The 17,229-nt window shown below is 48.7% G+C and carries 12 protein-coding genes; 2 read left to right on the top strand and 10 right to left on the bottom strand.

All coding sequences use genetic code 11. The features are described from left to right. Positions 1–78: 78 nt before the first annotated feature. The 10 genes from LKE08_RS19920 to LKE08_RS19875 form a co-directional block, all read right to left on the bottom strand. Positions 79–1,107 (bottom strand): NAD(P)-dependent oxidoreductase, encoded by a 1,029-nt coding sequence (locus LKE08_RS19920; protein ID WP_324706001.1) that lies wholly within the window; start codon positions 1,105–1,107, stop codon positions 79–81. Continuing rightward, positions 1,104–2,174, bottom strand: coding sequence for a Gfo/Idh/MocA family oxidoreductase (locus LKE08_RS19915; RefSeq protein ID WP_324706000.1), 1,071 nt, complete (start codon positions 2,172–2,174; stop codon positions 1,104–1,106). Before LKE08_RS19915 ends, LKE08_RS19920 begins: the two co-directional genes overlap by 4 nt. A gap of 182 nt (positions 2,175–2,356) precedes the next feature. After that, the gene (locus LKE08_RS19910) at positions 2,357–3,244 is read right to left on the bottom strand and encodes a DUF6492 family protein (RefSeq protein WP_324706016.1); all 888 of its coding nucleotides are present in this window, start codon (positions 3,242–3,244) and stop codon (positions 2,357–2,359) included. Between the two features lie 150 nt (positions 3,245–3,394). After that, complete coding sequence (locus LKE08_RS19905) at positions 3,395–4,699, bottom strand: oligosaccharide flippase family protein (RefSeq protein WP_324705999.1); 1,305 nt, start codon at positions 4,697–4,699, stop codon at positions 3,395–3,397. A 57-nt stretch (positions 4,700–4,756) separates the two neighbouring features. Then, a complete protein-coding gene (locus LKE08_RS19900) occupies positions 4,757–5,773 on the bottom strand; it encodes a hypothetical protein (protein ID WP_324705998.1) in 1,017 nt (338 codons plus the stop codon). A 50-nt stretch (positions 5,774–5,823) separates the two neighbouring features. Further along, positions 5,824–7,413 (bottom strand): MBOAT family protein, encoded by a 1,590-nt coding sequence (locus LKE08_RS19895; protein ID WP_324705997.1) that lies wholly within the window; start codon positions 7,411–7,413, stop codon positions 5,824–5,826. A 61-nt stretch (positions 7,414–7,474) separates the two neighbouring features. Continuing rightward, positions 7,475–8,752 carry an O-antigen ligase gene (locus LKE08_RS19890; RefSeq protein WP_324705996.1) on the bottom strand — a complete coding sequence of 426 codons (1,278 nt, stop codon included), beginning with the start codon at positions 8,750–8,752 and terminating at the stop codon, positions 7,475–7,477. A 267-nt stretch (positions 8,753–9,019) separates the two neighbouring features. Then, positions 9,020–11,242, bottom strand: a complete 2,223-nt coding sequence (locus LKE08_RS19885) for a polysaccharide biosynthesis tyrosine autokinase (protein ID WP_324705995.1) — start codon at positions 11,240–11,242, stop codon at positions 9,020–9,022. 38 nt (positions 11,243–11,280) lie between these two features. Beyond that, the gene (locus LKE08_RS19880) at positions 11,281–12,711 is read right to left on the bottom strand and encodes an SLBB domain-containing protein (protein WP_324705994.1); all 1,431 of its coding nucleotides are present in this window, start codon (positions 12,709–12,711) and stop codon (positions 11,281–11,283) included. Between the two features lie 141 nt (positions 12,712–12,852). After that, on the bottom strand, positions 12,853–14,196 hold the full coding sequence (locus LKE08_RS19875; protein WP_324705993.1) for a cytosine deaminase: 1,344 nt from the start codon (positions 14,194–14,196) through the stop codon (positions 12,853–12,855). 690 nt (positions 14,197–14,886) lie between these two features. Here LKE08_RS19875 and LKE08_RS19870 point away from each other — a divergent pair. Together LKE08_RS19870 and LKE08_RS19865 are read left to right on the top strand one after the other, a co-directional pair. Continuing rightward, a complete protein-coding gene (locus tag LKE08_RS19870) occupies positions 14,887–15,435 on the top strand; it encodes a hypothetical protein (protein WP_324705992.1) in 549 nt (182 codons plus the stop codon). Positions 15,436–15,610: 175 nt separating this feature from the next. After that, on the top strand, positions 15,611–17,137 hold the full coding sequence (locus tag LKE08_RS19865) for an MFS transporter (protein ID WP_324705991.1): 1,527 nt from the start codon (positions 15,611–15,613) through the stop codon (positions 17,135–17,137). The last annotated feature ends 92 nt before the right edge of the window (positions 17,138–17,229 follow it).

Genomic DNA, 17,229 nt, shown 5'->3' with positions numbered 1-17,229 from the left:
ATATTTGAGTCTGATTACTCGAACAATCAAAACAGTCGATTCGGTTGTCTGGCGTTCCTTTATCTCAATCGATCAAACTCAAGAAGCGACCGATGTAGAGACCGGAACCTCAAGCAGATTAATATCGCTACAGGAGCGATCAAATGCCTCTTCTAGAGAATACTTGGGTTTCCAGTTCAAAACCTTTTTGACTTTCTCATTGGTGTATCGAAGGGGCTTGAACCGACCCTGAAGCTTCGCCGGAACTAAAATCCCGGGCAGGCGAGCTTTGCCCTTGAGAAATAACTTGTTGTAAAGCCATGCCATCTGGGCGATCGCACTCATCACGGGCCAACTGACAAAGAACGTCCGGGGCGTTTCTTCCATCTTGGAGATGAGTTGTTTGGCGTAGACATTTTGCGTCGGCAAATTGTCGTCAACGATGTTCAAAGTTTGTCCGAGCGCCGCGTCGCTTTCGGCCGCCATCACGATCGCTTCCGCACAGTTTTCGACGTAAGTGACCGGCATCGTCGCATGGGCGCCGATCCTCAACCACGCGCTGCCTAATTCCGCCCCCAAACAGGCGTTCCAAAGATAATCTCGGCCGTAGATCATCCCCGGACGGATAATGGAGACTTGCCCGCCCTCCCGTTCAAAATCGCGATAAAGAGCTTCTTGAATGAGCTTGGTTTGGGCGTATTCGTCCCGGTTGAGCGGGTCGGCTTCGATGGAAGAATCTTCATCCAAAACTTGGCGCGATCGCAGTTTTTGATAGTCGTAAACTGAGAAGGTACTGATCGCCGTCAGTCTCGTCACCTCCGCCTTTTTCATGGCGGTCAGCAAGTTTTCTGTGGCGATCACCGTCCCCGCAAATTGCGTGTAAAAATCGCCCGACTTGACGGCAGCCAGATGAATGACATCATCCACCGATTGCAAGGCTTCCACGAGTCCCGACATCTGCCGCAGGTCCAAGCGAACCAATTCGACATTGGGATGGTCGTACCAAGACAGGCGCGTGGCATCCGTTTTGGGCCGGATGACGGCCTTCACTTGATGTCCCCGCCGCAACGCTTCCGCGACGATGTACTGTCCTAAAAATCCGGACGCTCCCGTGATAAAAAGCTTCATATGTGATTTTCCTCCGCGACTAATGCGTTGACTAAACGACTGGTTTTCTCAATCTCCTCAAAACCGATGGGCGGTTCCCGATTCTCCTGCAAAGCCCGGTACGTTTCGTCGAGCATACGATGCAAGCCCTCATAGGGAGTCTGCTGTAAAAGCTTGCGACGAAAATTCTTAAAACTGGCGTTCATCAGCGTCCAACCGCCAGAAAACTGATTCGCCAGAGGGGAAAGTTGCTTGCCCACCGAACGGGGGATCATACAACGCACATAAGGTTGAAACAAATCCGCCTCGGCATACCCTTTGGAACCGCGAACAAAAACGGAGAAACAGTCCGGTTGGGTATAGGCACTAAATCGAATCCGAGTGTGCTTTGTTCCAGAAAAAACGAGCGCATCTAGATCGTCGTATTTGAACAAATCGCCCCCGCCATGATTGTTCCAGGCGGCTTTAACGCGGTCAAAATCCGGAATAAATAGTAACGCGAGATAGGATAAATGCGTGATAAAATCGTGAATGACACCCGCCGGAAGCTTGTGCACCGGACTCGGAAGATTTTCATCGGCGTAGCGGCCGCCGCTGCGAATATCCAACGCCATCCGCACTTCGACTTCCTGAACTTCTCCCAGAGTCCCATCCCGAACCAGCTTTTCTATTTCCAGAATGGGCTGATTGAAGCGGTAGTTCTGGCTTTCGAGCAGGCGACGATCGCACTGCTGGGCAAAAGACCACAACTCTTTAAATTCGTCGTAGGTGGGGGTGATCGGCTTTTCGCAGATCACGTGGGCCCCGGCACTCAGGGAATCCATCGACATTTTTTTGTGGATGTGAGGCGGGGTCAAAATATGTACGACATCGGGTTTGGCTTCTTCCAGCATTTGCTGATAGTTCGTATACGATGCTTCCGCACCGAATCTCTGAGTTGCATAATTGGCCGCGGCGGGGGAGAGGTCGCAGACTCCCACCAATCGGGCGCGATCGGAATTAGCCAAAAAACTGAGATGCTCTTTGGAAATTAATCCGGTACCGATCACCGCAGCTTTCAATGCAAGTTCCTGATTGTTTTTAGTCATCACATTTTTATACTGCAATCTTTGACTATCAATTTACCACAATTATAAATCAAAAAAATGGCGGTGGCAAGATTTTTGTGAGATCAAAAATTTTGAACCGATCTCACCCTTTTTTGAGACTCATTTTTGACCCAAATTGTGGATGCCATGATTTTCAAAAATTACGCAACATTTTTCGGAAATCAATTGCGATCGATCTGCCTCAGCAGTGGAGCATAACGTTGAACTGGAATTCCAGCTTTTGCCGAGATCATAACGGTGACGTGATCGGGTTCAATATCCGATAAAAAATTGATGATTTCTTGTTTCGACAGATCATCTGTAGCAAAGTATCGCAAACCCGGATATAAAGGGTCAATATAGTGTTGTGATTCATCTCTGAGAATGTAATCGACAAACATCCCATACAAAATATATTCAGACAAATTCCAAGTTCCGGCGATTGTTTCAATCCAAGAACGTCCCGACATCTTTTCCAAATGATCGTGTAGCTTGATAACATTATCTTTTTTCCAACTAATTAGGTCGCCAATATAGTTGGGAGCTGGAAAATCAACCATGGGTGTTTTCAGTAATTGACTGGCAGTTTGATACCAACTATAATGACTTTTCCAGGTTTCAGGAATTGAATTGGGTTCCCGATAAAACCTTACTTTTCCATCTCGAACAAATCTTGTAGCCGGATCGAAAGGACGAACAAATGCAACATCTGAATCTACAAACATGAGGACATCTTCAGACACAAATTTAGCCGCAGATAGCTTGACAATTTGTTGAAGTAGCCAATTGCGAATCGGGAGAGTTTTCAAGCTAAACCAGCCATTTTTGACAAGTGGAATTCTTTTAATCCACCAAGGAATAACCTCTTCAACAACCAGAATTTCTGTCCGGTCGTTCTGTAATTTATTAAATAGAGCCCGATCTTTTCTATCGACAATAATATAATGTTTAATTGAAGCGGGCAGGAACTCTTCAACAGTAGAAGACAAAAGTTTACATCTCTCAAAGTCCGGCGCGTAACTCGGTGTAACTAGACAAAAGGTATAGTGTTGAGATTGAGAAGCGAACATTTGAGTATTTGAGTCAACCATGATAAATTACCACAAATTACAAAAGACAAACTACATTGATTGTGAGGTCTATATTTCACTAGCTAGGATCTTTGGATGGCCCACCTAAAAACCAGGATATTGATTTTCATTTTTGTCAATCATACAACATTAATTGAGATTGGAAGTTTCACTGTTTCGCATTTGTCGTCGATACAAAAATGCAACTGCTGCCCACAAAAGTAAAGCTTTGATAATATCTGAAGTCAGGGTAGCCCACGTTGCCCCTCTCCAAGAATAAATGGGAATTAATAAACGATTAATTCCCACATTCAACAAAGCCGTTCCTAAAATAATGAATCCACGGATTTTTTGATATCCAGAACCCGTCAGCGTATCGGCAGCTATCCACTGAATTCCGATTAAGAATGGCATGGGTGACAACCAAAGTACAACCGGCATAGAAGCTTTATATTCTTCTCCAAGAATATATGGAATCAAAGGATGGAAAATCCAATATCCAATGAACGCTACAAAACCATATATAATCGTGAGCGGAATCAATTTTTTGGCGAATAAAAAAGACCCAGTAATTCCCGACTTACCCTGTTCAAAAAACTTTGCGTATGTTGATGAAAAGATTGACAATAAAGGTAAATAAGCGACCTCAATAAAACGATATCCGGCAGAATATAAACCTGTAGCATTTGGCGTTGAAAGACTCGTCAACATAGTTTTATCAATGCTGGAGTTGACAACATCAGCAGATGCGCCAATCGAAAAGTAAATTCCTTGATTGAAATTTGATTTTATTTTAGATAAATTTGGTTTTCCAGGAAAACCTATCATCTTATGAACCAGCATCACTGAAGTTAAAGCAATGGATAAATTTGCCAGAAAATATAAAATTGACCAAACGATTATATTTGGGGATTCAAATCCAATGAATAGTACAATGGCTGCTATCAATTTTGAAAAGTTCATAAAAACTTGGAGTTGAGAAACTTTCTTGAGTAACCCGAACCCGACTAATGCACTAGATGAAAGACCCCAAATAGCCAGTCCTACAGTATCAGATATAAGAATCAATAGTATAGTTAAAGGAGGAATAGACTCGGGAAAAATTTGTAAAGCTATCAATAATGCCAACGCAATTAGACAACTCCCAGATGCTGCTGTTGTCAATAAAGCATTCGCCCATCCTTCTCGAAATAAGGAACGATCTCGAGAAACATCTCTGACTAACAGGTCGGCACTCCCGACCGTAGAAAAGGGATTCAATACAACAGCAAATGCACTGACTCCCATAAACATACCAAATTGATTGGTTCCTAAAGTTCGAGCCACCAAAACAAAGTATACGGCTTGCATGGCGATACCGATCACTCGGCTGCCCAGCATCCATAGTGTTCCTCGGAATAAAGGTTTCTCAAAAAGATTCGTTATTTTGGACTTAATATTTCTCAAGTGATTCACACCCAATACCTGACTTAATCAAAAAATACATCGATCGCAGTTCGGAGTCAATTCGATTCATTCTTTCCAGCGTTGAAGTTGATTTTGCTCGTCTAAAAATTTTTTAATCTGACCTTTGTAAATCGTTTTGTACTCGCTCAAGCTATACTGATTGACCTGAATTCCAAATGAGTCATCTCCTTTTCCTTGCATAACTTCGGCTACCTGATCGTTGACTTCCGGAGTAAAGTGACTGCCGTCATAAGTGTTATTCGGATCTTTGGTGAGAGGAGAAGGAATCGAAAAGTCATACATCTCATCATAAATTTGAGAAACTTTGTAAATCCCCTCTAGCTCACAATCCATTAATTCTCGGTCGTAACTTTCCATGACGACAGCCCAAGCCGACCTCGGTGGAACGTAGCCTACAAATTTTGCATTGGGAAATATATCTCTAATTTTCTGAAAGGGTTCTATCCGCGACAAATCACACTCTTGGGGGGATAAAGGTGGGTAAAATTCGGGATTATATTTGGGAGGATTTTCAAACTCTTCAATTTCAAAATTCTGGTTGTAGTAGTTGGTCGGATCGGGACTAACTTCCGCCAGCGTCATGGCAGAAAAGGTCAAAACATCGAGAGAAAAATAAGCTTCAAACATTGAGTTTGTAGCCGATGCTGAAGCTTCAACACCATGTTCATTAAACTTTGTTTCTTTGACAAAATTAAATGAATCCACGCCGACATAAACTATATCCGGGTCAATGCCTTGCTCTTTTGCAAATTTAGCATATGCTATAAAATCATCAACCCATCCTCCTTTAAAGGAATAATTGAAGCATCTTTTGTCTTTGAACATAGATGCTTTCAAGGCGATCACTCTGGAACTTCCGAGAATCAGACAATTATAATCGCGCTCATCCTTGGTTCTTAACAAAAGATTTGTTTTGGAAATTCGTTCATTAAAAGTAAAATTTTTGTCTGTTATTTGATTTCCATGACTGTACCATAGCGGATCGATCAACCAATTAATTGAACCGACACTGCCGATCAGTCCGGCAGCCACTAATGAATAGATTTTGAAGCTAAAAGACATGATTCTCCTTTCCAGTCAACGAACCGACGATCGTGAATTGCTGCTCAAGCTTAGAATTGAAAGTACAAAAACTCGCTAACTCGTGTCATTCCCAACAAGGATATTGCGGTCATTATCCCCAAAATAGCGCTCCAAATTTTATTGGGTTTCCATTGCAAATTTTTCCACAACTGATCGATCCACTTTGCTCCATCACACGGTTGGGTCAGTGCGGGAGCGTATTTGCCCATCCACTGCTGGGTGTTGGGGGTCAACCAGGCTACCAGCAACAAACCGGTAATTCCAAACACAGAATATTTTTGACTGATACCGACATTGACAGTGAAGCCGTTGAAGTCCACGCCAAAATTCCTCAGAAAACTCAGATAAGGTTCCCAAAATCCGGGCAATGAGATTCCATTCAAACCGATCATCGAACTCAGGATAGATTGAGCCGATGAAAAGCTATCTGCTCTGAAAAAGACCCAGGAAACAATGACAGCCAAGAATGTGACCAGCCAGCCGATACCTTGCAATAACCATCCATCTTCCCTAGTATCTTTTCCGATCCAGCTACGAAATGAACGATATTGGTGATTGATGACTAAGTAAGCACCGTGTAGCCCTCCCCAGAAAATAAATGTCCAACCGGCTCCATGCCACAATCCTCCCAGTAGCATTGTCGTCATCAAATTAATATGTCGGCGGGTTTTACCATACCGATTCCCTCCCAACGGAATGTAGAGATAGTCCCGCAGAAAGTGAGATAAAGTGATGTGCCAACGTCGCCAAAAATCGACGATACTGACGGCTTTGTATGGAGAGTCAAAGTTGAGAGGCAGTCGGATGCCAAACATATATGCTATCCCGATCGCCATGTCTGAATATCCCGAAAAATCGAAGTAAAGTTGCAACGTATAGGCCAATGCTCCTACCCAGGCTTCCGAAAAGGTCAGCGGCACGCCCTGACTGGCGGCGGCAAAGACGGGGGTCGCAAATGCGGCGATGCGATCGGCAAAGACAACTTTTTTGAATAATCCAGCTACGAAAACAGTCAGCCCGACGGAAAAGTTTTGAGAATTAAATCGATAAATTGAAGCGTCTCTAAATTGGTGTAATACATCTTTATGATGGACAATGGGGCCGGCAATTAGTTGTGGAAAGAATGTAACGAATAAACTGTAGTTTAAGAAATTGTACTCTTTTGTGTTTCCACGATATGCATCCACCAGATAAGCAATTTGCTGGAAGGTATAAAAGGAAATTCCTAAAGGTAAGATAATAGTGCCAAGGTTAATGTCAGACCCGATCGCAAGATTGATGTTGGATATGAAAAAGTTGGCATACTTGTAATATCCAATCAATGCCAGGTTAAATCCGATTCCCAGAACAAGTAAAAGCTTTTTCTGAGTCAATTTTTCGGAAGCATCCCGGGACAGATAAAATCCAAAAATATAATTCAAGATGATGGAAGCAATAATGAGAAGCAAGTAGGGAGGGTTCCACCATCCGTAAAAAAACAGCGAAGCACAAACCAACCAAAAAATCGACCCTTCCAGTTTAGTTCCGGCAATTTTAATTGTTTTGCTGCCGATCAAATAAAATACCGCCAGTACGACGGGCAAAAAGAAAAATAGAAATTCCGGCGAGTTAAATAACATTTTTTGTCCTCCAAGATTCGGGTTTCAAAGAATAATTCGATGGCTCGATAAAGTGAAGTCCTTACGTTTTGATGTCCGGCGACATGACCGGTTGTTTTTGAATGGGTTGAATTATGGATATTGAAAGCGATGTATACAACACCCATAAAATATTGTTTTGACCAAACATCCCTCCTTCACTGGCATTGGTGAGCATCAGGTAAGTGAGAAACAGTAAGGGCCACAATCGATCCGACTCCGATCCCCCCTTGACCCATACAATAGCACAGAAAAAGTTAACAAAGTAGCCAAAAAAATAGGCGGAAACACCGAGTAAACCAATGTCTAGCCAAAGATCTAGTATACCATTGTGGGAGTAAGGAACCGGCCATCTTGCCGCCCTGATTACATAAGCTGATGCACCATCTAGTCCATTCCAAAAAGCCATAAATCCATATCCTAGCAAGGGTCGTTTTTCAATCATGTCTCCCACCCAAGCCCAGATATCTGTTCGACCGGTCAAGGAAGGATCTTTGCCAATTAATCCCAACAAGAATTCGGCATGGTTGATGTAAACATAGACCAGCACATAGCCCAATGTTATGATCGCCAAAAATGCAGGAAAAAACAATAAATATCTAAACCGAAGAGTCCGGTATGCAAAAAGGCTAATTATTAAAACTGTGGTGTTAATCAGTGAGCTGGATGACTTTGCCATCAGTAATAGAAAAAATGCTAAACCCAAGCCAACTCTAGATATCCATCGATCTTTATATTCAAAAAGACTGGGTGAAATGATGAAAATTATAGCACCCAATGTCATGGCTTTTCCCATCACATTTTTGTGAGTGAAAATTCCTCGCCAAGCGCCGGCGTGTACGACTTGTTCGAGTCCATATCTGGGTAGGGCGATCGCAAAAATAATACACAATATGGCAATGGCAATATATGCAAAAGCCAAAAGTCGCAGTTGCTGCTTGAATGTATAACGACTCCCCAAGTAAATTCCAAACAGTGTGGTTCCAATTAACCCGATACAACTTTTGAGAGTTCGAGCGGGATCGTCGGACCAAAAAAAGGACGATATCGCAATCAATATCATCAACCAAATGACGGCTGCTCGTGGTATAAAATGAATAAACTTCTTCCACCTTAACAGCAACAGGGCTGTGGCCACGGCATAAGTCATTAAGAAAAGGAGGACGTTGGGTACAAAATTGAATGAATTGATATCCACACCGTCCCCCTCACTTGCCCCTCCAGATATGATCAGAGGCAGCCAATCTGCGGTGTAGTGCATGAGAGCTAAAACTGTAAAAACCGGCTCAAAAGACCTTAAATATTGTAATAATTTGTCCATCGAATATTTTTGAGTAAGATTTCAACAGTTTTGACCGGCCAAAAACTGACAAATGTTACGATTCGATAACGATAATGTGGTTCTCCTGAAATCAGCGATTTAGATTGTCAACAATCATATCATCCGGTTGGGAATCCCAACAATATTTAAATGTAAAACTTTAAATCCCTTGTGTAAAGTTTTCGTAAACATGATTCATCTAACTTTTCTTCCGCCAAAATTTTTACCTCGGGATGATTTCGAGGAGAAACGAAGAAACGCTACGCTTCAGGAGGAACTCTTAGATGAGATTCGGCGTGGCAATTGGGACCGATCGCGCCGGGAAGAGGTCTTGAGGGGAAAGTAACGCTGGGCGTGGTAAAAATACTTGGTCGATTCGGTTTTGCTGATCCCGTTGATCACCATTCCCAAGACCCGCTGTCCCGATCGCTCCAACAGTTCTTTGGCGGACTTGGCGCTGTCGCGATCGACCATTCGGGGGCGGGCGACGAGCAGCACCCCGCTGGCCATTTGGCTCAACGTCAGGGCATCCGCGGCCAGGGTCAACGGTGGCGTATCGACGATGACAAAATCGTATTCTTCCGAAAAATTCCGAATCAAGGACGTCATGCGCCGGGAGTCCAAGAGCGCCAGGGGATTCGGGGGGGTGACGCCGGCCGTCAGGACGTCGAGTTGCTCGATGCCCTGATTCACGGCTTCCTCCAGTTGCGCCTGTCCCACCAAGACATCGCTCAACCCGACGGCATTCGTCAACCCCCAGACGTGGTGTTGGCAGGGTTGGCGCATATCCGCGTCGATGAGCATCACCCGATACCCGAGTTGGGCGATCGCCGCGGCCAAATTCGCCGAGACCGTCGATTTCCCTTCCCGGGGGACGGAACTCGTCACCACGATGGTGCGAACCTTGCGATCGGACCCCAAAAATTTCAGGTTCGCCTGCACCATGCGGTAAATTTCGCTAATAAAAGAATCCGGAGTATCCACCACGGGAACCGGCGGAGTCTGGCGATCGCCGCCCATCAAATAGCGAGAAAAGAGTTTTTTCGAGAAAGAAGGGATGATCCCCAACAGCGTGTATCCGAAGAAATCCCGGGTTTCCGCCACGCTCCGGAGAGACTTGTCCGCCATCTCCATGAGCAGGAGCAAGGTAGTCGAAGCCACCAGCCCCGCCATGACGCCCAACACCAGCAGCTCGAGTTTTGCCGTACTGCCCTCCTCGGGTGCGATCGCCGGTTCCACGACCCTCGCGTTGTTTGTGCTCTTATTTTCAGCCACTTGAACTTCTTCCAGATTTTCGAGCAAGGTTTCATAGGTCAGCCGCGCAATTTCAACCTTCCGCTCAAGTTCTCGCTGTTGCTGCTCAAATTGGGGCAGCTTTTCCGCCCGAGCTTCATAATTCGCCAGACTTTTGTAGAGCGAATCCAGTTGCTCGGTCAAATCGACACGTCGGAGTTCGGCCGTGATAAACTCTTCAAGCCGGTTCGTTTTCACGTCCATCACCCGCAGCAACCCTTCATCCACCGACCCTCCACTGCCCAAGGCACTTTGAATTTCTTGCTGCAAGCTGGCTTGCAGGTTATCCCGTTTGGCTTTGAGAGAAATAATCCGCGGGTTTTGGTCGCGAAACCGGCGTCGCTCCTCGGCCAACTGCGCTTCCACATTTTCCAGTTCTTGCAAGGTTCCCCGGACGGCGGGGGACTGACTCAGGGTATTGATCGCGATCGCATCGTCCAAATTCAAACCGATTTGATTTCCCAATGATGTCGTCAAAGCCCGCACCGAATTCAACTCAGCTTCCAGGGTGGTAATGTTCCGATTTAACTGAGCGATCTCCTGAACTGAGGTGGCAAATTCTGTGTTTAAATCTAAAATTTCATTTTTTTCCTTAAAGTCCCGAAGGGCTTTCTCTGCAACAAATACCTCTTGCTGAACTCGGGGAAGCTGATCTTGAATAAATTGTTTGGCTTCGGCTGCGTCTTGCTGGTTATTCTGAACGTTGGTTTTGATGTAAGCTGCCATCACGGCATTGATAATGTCAGCCGCTTCTTGAGCATTTTTGCTTTTATAAGTCAGATGTACGATGTCAGTGCCACCGAGAATACCGATTCCGAGCGCCGGCCTGATGTCGTCGGGGTGGAGGAGTTCTCCATCCTCGTTCGTCAAGTTCAACTCCTCGATCACCTCTTGCAGCAGGGGGGTGGAGTACATAATTTCAATCTGGGTACTCAAAGGAGTCTGGTCGGCCAACAGCGCTTTGAGTTCCCCGAGTCCTGCCCCAATTCCCGCCAAAGAGGAGGTTCGGTCAACTTTGAATAACAGTTTGCCGCTCGCTTCGTAGGTCGGGGTCAAAAATTGGGTGGCATAAACGGCCCCGGACACCGACAACACAAAAGCACCCAGGACGAAAAACCACCGTCGCTTCAGGGTTTGCCAGTAGCGGCCCAAATCCAGGTCGATGGATTCCCGATGTTCGATATTGCTCATATTCATGGTGATTCAATCCTCGGCATGACTCTCTTTAATAAGAATTAATTGTTATTATTGTCATCTTCGGTCAAAAGATTAATGATATTTAAGATCGCCGTTACGCCCATGATTCCGCCCACGGGTCTCAACACTTCTTCCAACCCATCTCCCACTTGAGTGAGGGACGAACGGCGGATGACCACGACATCATCTCGCTCTAAAATCGGATTGTTGACTTCGTTGATGCCGGCTTGAAAATCAACTTTGATCTGTCGCCGGGAAACCGTGCCGTTCGGGTTCAAACGCAACAGTTCGACCGAACTCATGTTGGCCCGCTGGGCGTCGAATCCCCCGGCGACGAGGATCGCCTGGTTCAGGGTCGTGTCAATGGGAACTTGGATGGGGCCCGGCTGCTTCACTTCTCCGACGACATTCACGGACATGGTTGCCGGGGAAAAACTGGCGTTGGCGACGGAGGCGATATCCCCCGGGTCGATTTGGCGGGCCGTGGGAATGACGATCGCATCTCCGGGCTGCAGGGTCACGTCCTGGGTGGCATCCCCGGTCTTGAGCAGTTGCCACAGGTCAACTTCGAGGGTTTGCATCTCTCCGGACTGGCTCAACCGCTGCAATTCGATGTTTCGGAGGTCGGCGCTGGGGGTGATCCCCCCGGCGAGTTCGATCGCCTGGGTGATGGTGGGGGGTTCTCCCAAGTCCCCCGGGGCTGCCATTCCGGGCTGTTGCCCCATGATGTGAGTTCCGGGGTTGAAGACTTCCCCGACGATCACCACCGGAAAGGGGGGAATCACTTCGGGGGCAAAACTGGCCGAGTTGATCTGGCGGATGGCGATGGGATCGAGGACTTCGGCGGTCGGCACGCGGATCGTATCTCCATCTCGCAACACCAGATCCTGAGTCAAATCCCCGTTTTCGAGCAACTCTCTCAGGTTGACGACGATGGTTTGTGGCGTCGGCTCTTGTCTTTGGATTTGGACTTGAGAGATGTCCGCGGCTTGGGTGATACCACCCGCCTGCTGGAGGAGTTGGGTGACTTTATAAAACTGAAACTGTCGGCCGGGGGTGTTAGCGACGGCCAGAGACAGGACGTAAGTCCCCGGTCGTTTGACTTCCCCTGCCACGGCGATGGTCACGGGACGGGGGCTGACGATTGTCACCGTGGCAACGGGTTGTTGCACGAAGGGGGCGTAGGCCGCAGAAATTTTATCTCTCACCTGAGAGAGCGGCAACCCGGCGACTTCGAGTCGCCCCACGAGGGGCAAGTTGAGGGTGCCGTCGTTCAAAATGAGATATTCGCCGCTGTATTCGGGAACATCGAGCAGATCGACTTGCAGCAGATCGCCCGCACCCAAGGTATAGGGGTCAGGGGCTCCGAGGGAGGCCGGAGTGAGTGTCGGGCCGGAGGGTTGACTCTGGGCGATCGCTGCCGGAGCTGTTGCATTCCACATCAACAATACGGTCAGCAGCCAACTCATCGGACTGGTCGGACGGTCCGATTGGGAGAAAGGCCATCGAAATAGATGCTCAGTCATAGGTGCGATTGGACAACTGGCTCGATCAGGGCGGAAAGTGAATGAAATTGCCAAAGTCTAAACGTTATTAGATCAGTATAGTCGTTATTTTCCGAAGTGGGGGGCGATCGCCGGATCTAACTCCGAATACTCCGGAAGAGAAGCTGAAATGAATGCACCCTGTCTTATGATAGTGCGATCGGGTTGAGAACGAGATAATAATTCGCTAAAGTTGCGTCCTTTAAATGCGATCAAATTGGCCGGAAGTCCCACCCCCACCCGTCCGACATCGGACAAACCCATCAAGTCGGCGGGAGTTCGGGTCACGCTCCGGGGCCAGTCCCCGTAGGGACGGTCTAGGTGGGCGATTCTGACCGACATTTTAAAGACTTCCAAGACGTCGTGATCGCCGAAGGCGTAAAACGGATCGCGACAGTTGTCGCTGGCGACGGTGACGGGGATTCCGGCCTGCTGCAATTCGTGCAGGAGCGTCACCCCCCGCCATTTGGGGGTGCGGGGGCGGTGCCGGGGTTCGGAATACTGTCGGTCTTGAAGATACAGGTTGCACATCGGCAGGCTAACGATGCCAATTCGGGCTTCCCGGACGACTTTCAAGGTTTCGGCGATCGCCGAGGTCGATTGCACGGCCAAACTGCAACAGTGACCGCAAATAATGGAATTTTGAAATTGTTGCCGGAGGGCGGTTTCTGCAATTGTTCGGAGCGCGATCGATTCCGGATCGCCGTTTTCGTCGGCATGAAAGTCCAGATCTAAATTCCGTTCTTTGGCTAGGGAAAAGACGCGATCGAGTTGTCGGTCGATGTCGGGATTCATATCGGCAACTCCCCCCAAAATGCCCCCCGCCTCAGCCACCCGATCGGCGAGTTTTTCTCCTTCGGGCGTCAGATAATAGTCGAGGGAAGCCAAGGAGACGGCCTGCAAGATCAGGCGATCGCGCCACTGTTCCCGCAACGTTTTGAACACCTCCCAACTGATATCGGCCAGTTTCCCCGCCGAGTCCAAATGGGTGCGGAGGGCTTGGGTTCCGTGGGCGTAGCTGCACTTGAGGCCGAATTCCATGCGAGCCGCCACGTCCTCCGGCGTCCAATATGTTTCGCTGTCCCGGGCTGCCGCCTCCAAAGCCCCCGCAAAGGTCCCGTCCACATTGGGCGATCGCTCCCAGATGTGACCTTTATCCAGGTGGGCGTGCAGGTCCACGAAACAGGGCCACAGTTGCCCCCCCTTGAGATCTGTAGTGGGGATATCGCTGCGATCGAGATGTCCGGCGGGTTGCAGTTGTGCGATCGCACCGGATGCGATTTCCACATCCATCAATACTGACCCGTCCCGGGTTTGTTTTTCCGCCCACTCGGGCCGGGCCCGTTCGAGCAAACAAAAGGGGATGTGGGCATTTGTCAGCCGGTAGCGATCGGTTTCGGGGAGGAGCATGGCGGGGGTTGAAATAGTCAGAACAAAAACCAGAAGGGAATTTCAGCCTTTTCGACTCGGGGATTCCGGGGGGGGCGATCGCTCTCAAAATGCGCGATCGACATCTTAAATATGTACAAACTTCATAAAACTTATTTTTTTGTAATATTCGCTACAATTTGCCTCTGTTTTCGGCTTTAACTTAGCAATTAATCCTTGAAGTTCGGAGGCACAATCTCCAACATTTGAGGAGATTCGGCGGACTGATTTTGAGGCATGAGATGAATCTGGAATCATCGATATCTGACTTAAAATGGAGTCGCAAAATCCACTTTTTTGAGGACTTTTGCGGTGGAGCGATCGCCGGCAAAATTGTCCGCAAATTCAAGCGGACGCCATTAAGAATCCAACAGAAAAGGGACAAATGGACAGACGATCGAACTCAAATCCGAGGCAAACTCAATCAATTTAAAGGATTGAGTCTGTCGGTCTCGGAGACGACGGCGATGACAGCCATGCCGATATTAGCATAAGACTCGCCTCCTGTACGGGTCTGCAACGTTCTGTCCGACGTCTGAATCGGGAATCTCAACGTCACGCCCTTTCGGTGCGAGTCCGACTCGCGAGGGGATCGTGGGGGCGATCGCGCCCCGTCGCCATCGGAAATACCCATACACATTTTTTCAATCGAATTGCACTAGGAGAACTCCCATGACCGCAACTTCAAACGCTTCCACCCCCTCTCTCGGCATCAAACTCGCATCTGCCGTCGGTTTGGTTGCCTTCGCCGGATTTTATTTCAGCAGTTGGCAGCGATCGCTCTTTGATCACTACGCCCAACAACAGGAACAGGAAACCGAAACCCTCGTGGCTGAGGCTGTGACACCCGATCGCCCCTCGACGGCAGAAATGGTAGAGGCGATGACAGTTGCCACACCCGCCACCCCGGCGGAAATCACCGATCCGAGTGCGATCGCGGATTTAAATGCCCGACTGTACGAACAAATTGACCAAAATTGGCGGCAGTATCCCACCTTTACCGAAAATCTGGTGTATCGCATCACCGTTAACAAAATGGGTGCGATCGCGGAATATGCCACCGTCAACCCCGCCGCCGCCGAATATCTCGCCGAAACCCCCATTCCCCAGTTGAGCGATACCGCAGATGCGAATATCGCCGACACCCAACCCCAAGCCGAATTTCTCGTGGTGATGGCGCCGGGGGGAACCCTGCAAGTCAGCCCTTGGGTCGCTGACTAGAGACAATTCCCCTTGGGCAACACCGAATAACTGTTGTGTACCCAACAATCGGGTCAAAAGCCTCCTTGTTTAAGAAGTGAGGAATGAGAGGTCATACTTTTGGCTTTTGGCTTTTGGCTTTTGACTTTTGACTTTTGACTTGTGACTTGTGAACTCTATTACCGTTTAACTTCCGATGCTCACCCAATTGTGGTCCCTGCGCGGCCGGTACAAAATTTTACACCTGACCTGGTTCGCCTTCTTTCTCTCCTTCGTCGTCTGGTTCAACTTCGCCCCTCTGGCGACGGCCATCAAAGAAGATTTCGGCCTCGAAGTCGGCCAGATTCGCACCATCGCCATCTGCAACGTCGCCCTCACCGTCCCCGCCCGGATCATCATCGGAATGCTCCTCGACAAATACGGGCCGCGGATCACCTACTCCGTGCTGCTGGTTTACGCCGCCATCCCCTGCATCGGCTTCGCGATGGCCCAGAACTTCAGCCAGTTGGTGATCGCCCGTCTTGCCCTGAGTATCGTCGGCGCCGGGTTCGTGATCGGCATCCGCATGGTAGCCGAGTGGTTCCCCCCGAAAGAAATTGGTTTGGCCGAGGGCATTTACGGGGGTTGGGGCAACTTCGGTTCCGCCGCGGCGGCCTTCACCCTGCCCAGCCTCGCCGCCCTGCTGACCTTCGGCGCCGGTGCCCTTCTCAACTGGCGAGTTGCGATCGCCCTGACGGGAATTTTCGCCGCCACCTACGGGATCTTTTACTTCTTTAATGTAGAAGATACGCCCCCCGGCAAGGTCTACCAAAAGCCGAAACGCGCCCGGGGATTGGAAGTCACCACCCAAAAAGATTTCTGGTTTCTGATGCTGATGAACGTCCCCCTCACCGGCGTACTGTGCCTCCTCGCGTGGCGACTGAGCAAAGTCGGCTTCTTGAGTCAGACTCAACTGTACATCGCCTGGGCTTGTTTGGCGGGTTTATATCTCTTCCAAGCCTACAACTGCTGGGCGGTGAACAAAGAATTGGTCCTTGGCGAAAAACGCTATCCTCCGGAAGATCGCTACAGCTTCTCCCAGGTTGCCATTCTGGAACTGACCTACTTCGTTAACTTCGGATCGGAATTGGCTGTGGTGTCCATGCTGCCCGCCTTCTTTGAGGGGACTTTCGGACTCAGCAAGCAAGCCGCCGGCATGATCGCGGCCAGTTACGCCTTTATGAACCTGATGTCCCGTCCCGGCGGGGGTCTGATTTCCGACAAGCTGGGAAGCCGCAAAAATACGATGGCGGTGCTGACGGCGGGGATGGCGATCGGCTATCTGATTATGGGCCGGGTGACGGGGGGTTGGTGGCTGCCCCTGGCGGTGCTGTTGACGATGACCTGTTCGTTCTTCGTCCAAGCCGGGGAGGGGTCTACCTACGCGATCGTTCCCCTGGTCAAGCGCCGCGTCACCGGGCAGATCGCCGGAAATGTGGGGGCCTACGGCAATGTCGGCGCCGTGGTTTACCTGACCCTATTCAGCCTCCTGCCGGAAGGAGATGTGGGAAATCGGATCTTTTTTGAGGTGTTGGGGGTGGCCGGGATGATTATCGCCTTTGTGTGCTGGTTCTTTCTGAAGGAGCCCCACGGTTCTTTTGCTGACCACCACGAGGGGGAATTGGAAGCCACAATCGAAGCGACTCCGATGGTGGCGGAATCGCGATCGACCATTAATAATTAATAATTTTTGATGGTCGATTTTATCCGCAGATTTCGCAGATTTTCGCAGATGGTTTTGGGTCGATTGATGTTCGTTTTTGTCCGCAGATTTTT

Source organism: Lyngbya sp. CCY1209 (assembly GCF_035615495.1).
In the GTDB taxonomy this organism is placed as follows: Bacteria; Cyanobacteriota; Cyanobacteriia; order Cyanobacteriales; family Microcoleaceae; genus Limnospira.
The sequence above is the reverse complement of the archived record's forward strand: the minus strand, read 5'-3'. Positions and strand labels throughout refer to the sequence as shown.

Coding starts and splice junctions, on each gene's coding strand:
- LKE08_RS19920 (WP_324706001.1), bottom strand. CDS start 1,107: ATGAAGCTTTTTATCACGGGAGCGTCCGGATTTTTAGGACAGTACATC.
- LKE08_RS19915 (WP_324706000.1), bottom strand. CDS start 2,174: ATGACTAAAAACAATCAGGAACTTGCATTGAAAGCTGCGGTGATCGGT.
- LKE08_RS19910 (WP_324706016.1), bottom strand. CDS start 3,244: ATGTTCGCTTCTCAATCTCAACACTATACCTTTTGTCTAGTTACACCG.
- LKE08_RS19900 (WP_324705998.1), bottom strand. CDS start 5,773: ATGTCTTTTAGCTTCAAAATCTATTCATTAGTGGCTGCCGGACTGATC.
- LKE08_RS19895 (WP_324705997.1), bottom strand. CDS start 7,413: ATGTTATTTAACTCGCCGGAATTTCTATTTTTCTTTTTGCCCGTCGTA.
- LKE08_RS19890 (WP_324705996.1), bottom strand. CDS start 8,752: ATGGACAAATTATTACAATATTTAAGGTCTTTTGAGCCGGTTTTTACA.
- LKE08_RS19885 (WP_324705995.1), bottom strand. CDS start 11,242: ATGAATATGAGCAATATCGAACATCGGGAATCCATCGACCTGGATTTG.
- LKE08_RS19880 (WP_324705994.1), bottom strand. CDS start 12,711: ATGAGTTGGCTGCTGACCGTATTGTTGATGTGGAATGCAACAGCTCCG.
- LKE08_RS19875 (WP_324705993.1), bottom strand. CDS start 14,196: ATGCTCCTCCCCGAAACCGATCGCTACCGGCTGACAAATGCCCACATC.
- LKE08_RS19870 (WP_324705992.1), top strand. CDS start 14,887: ATGACCGCAACTTCAAACGCTTCCACCCCCTCTCTCGGCATCAAACTC.
- LKE08_RS19865 (WP_324705991.1), top strand. CDS start 15,611: ATGCTCACCCAATTGTGGTCCCTGCGCGGCCGGTACAAAATTTTACAC.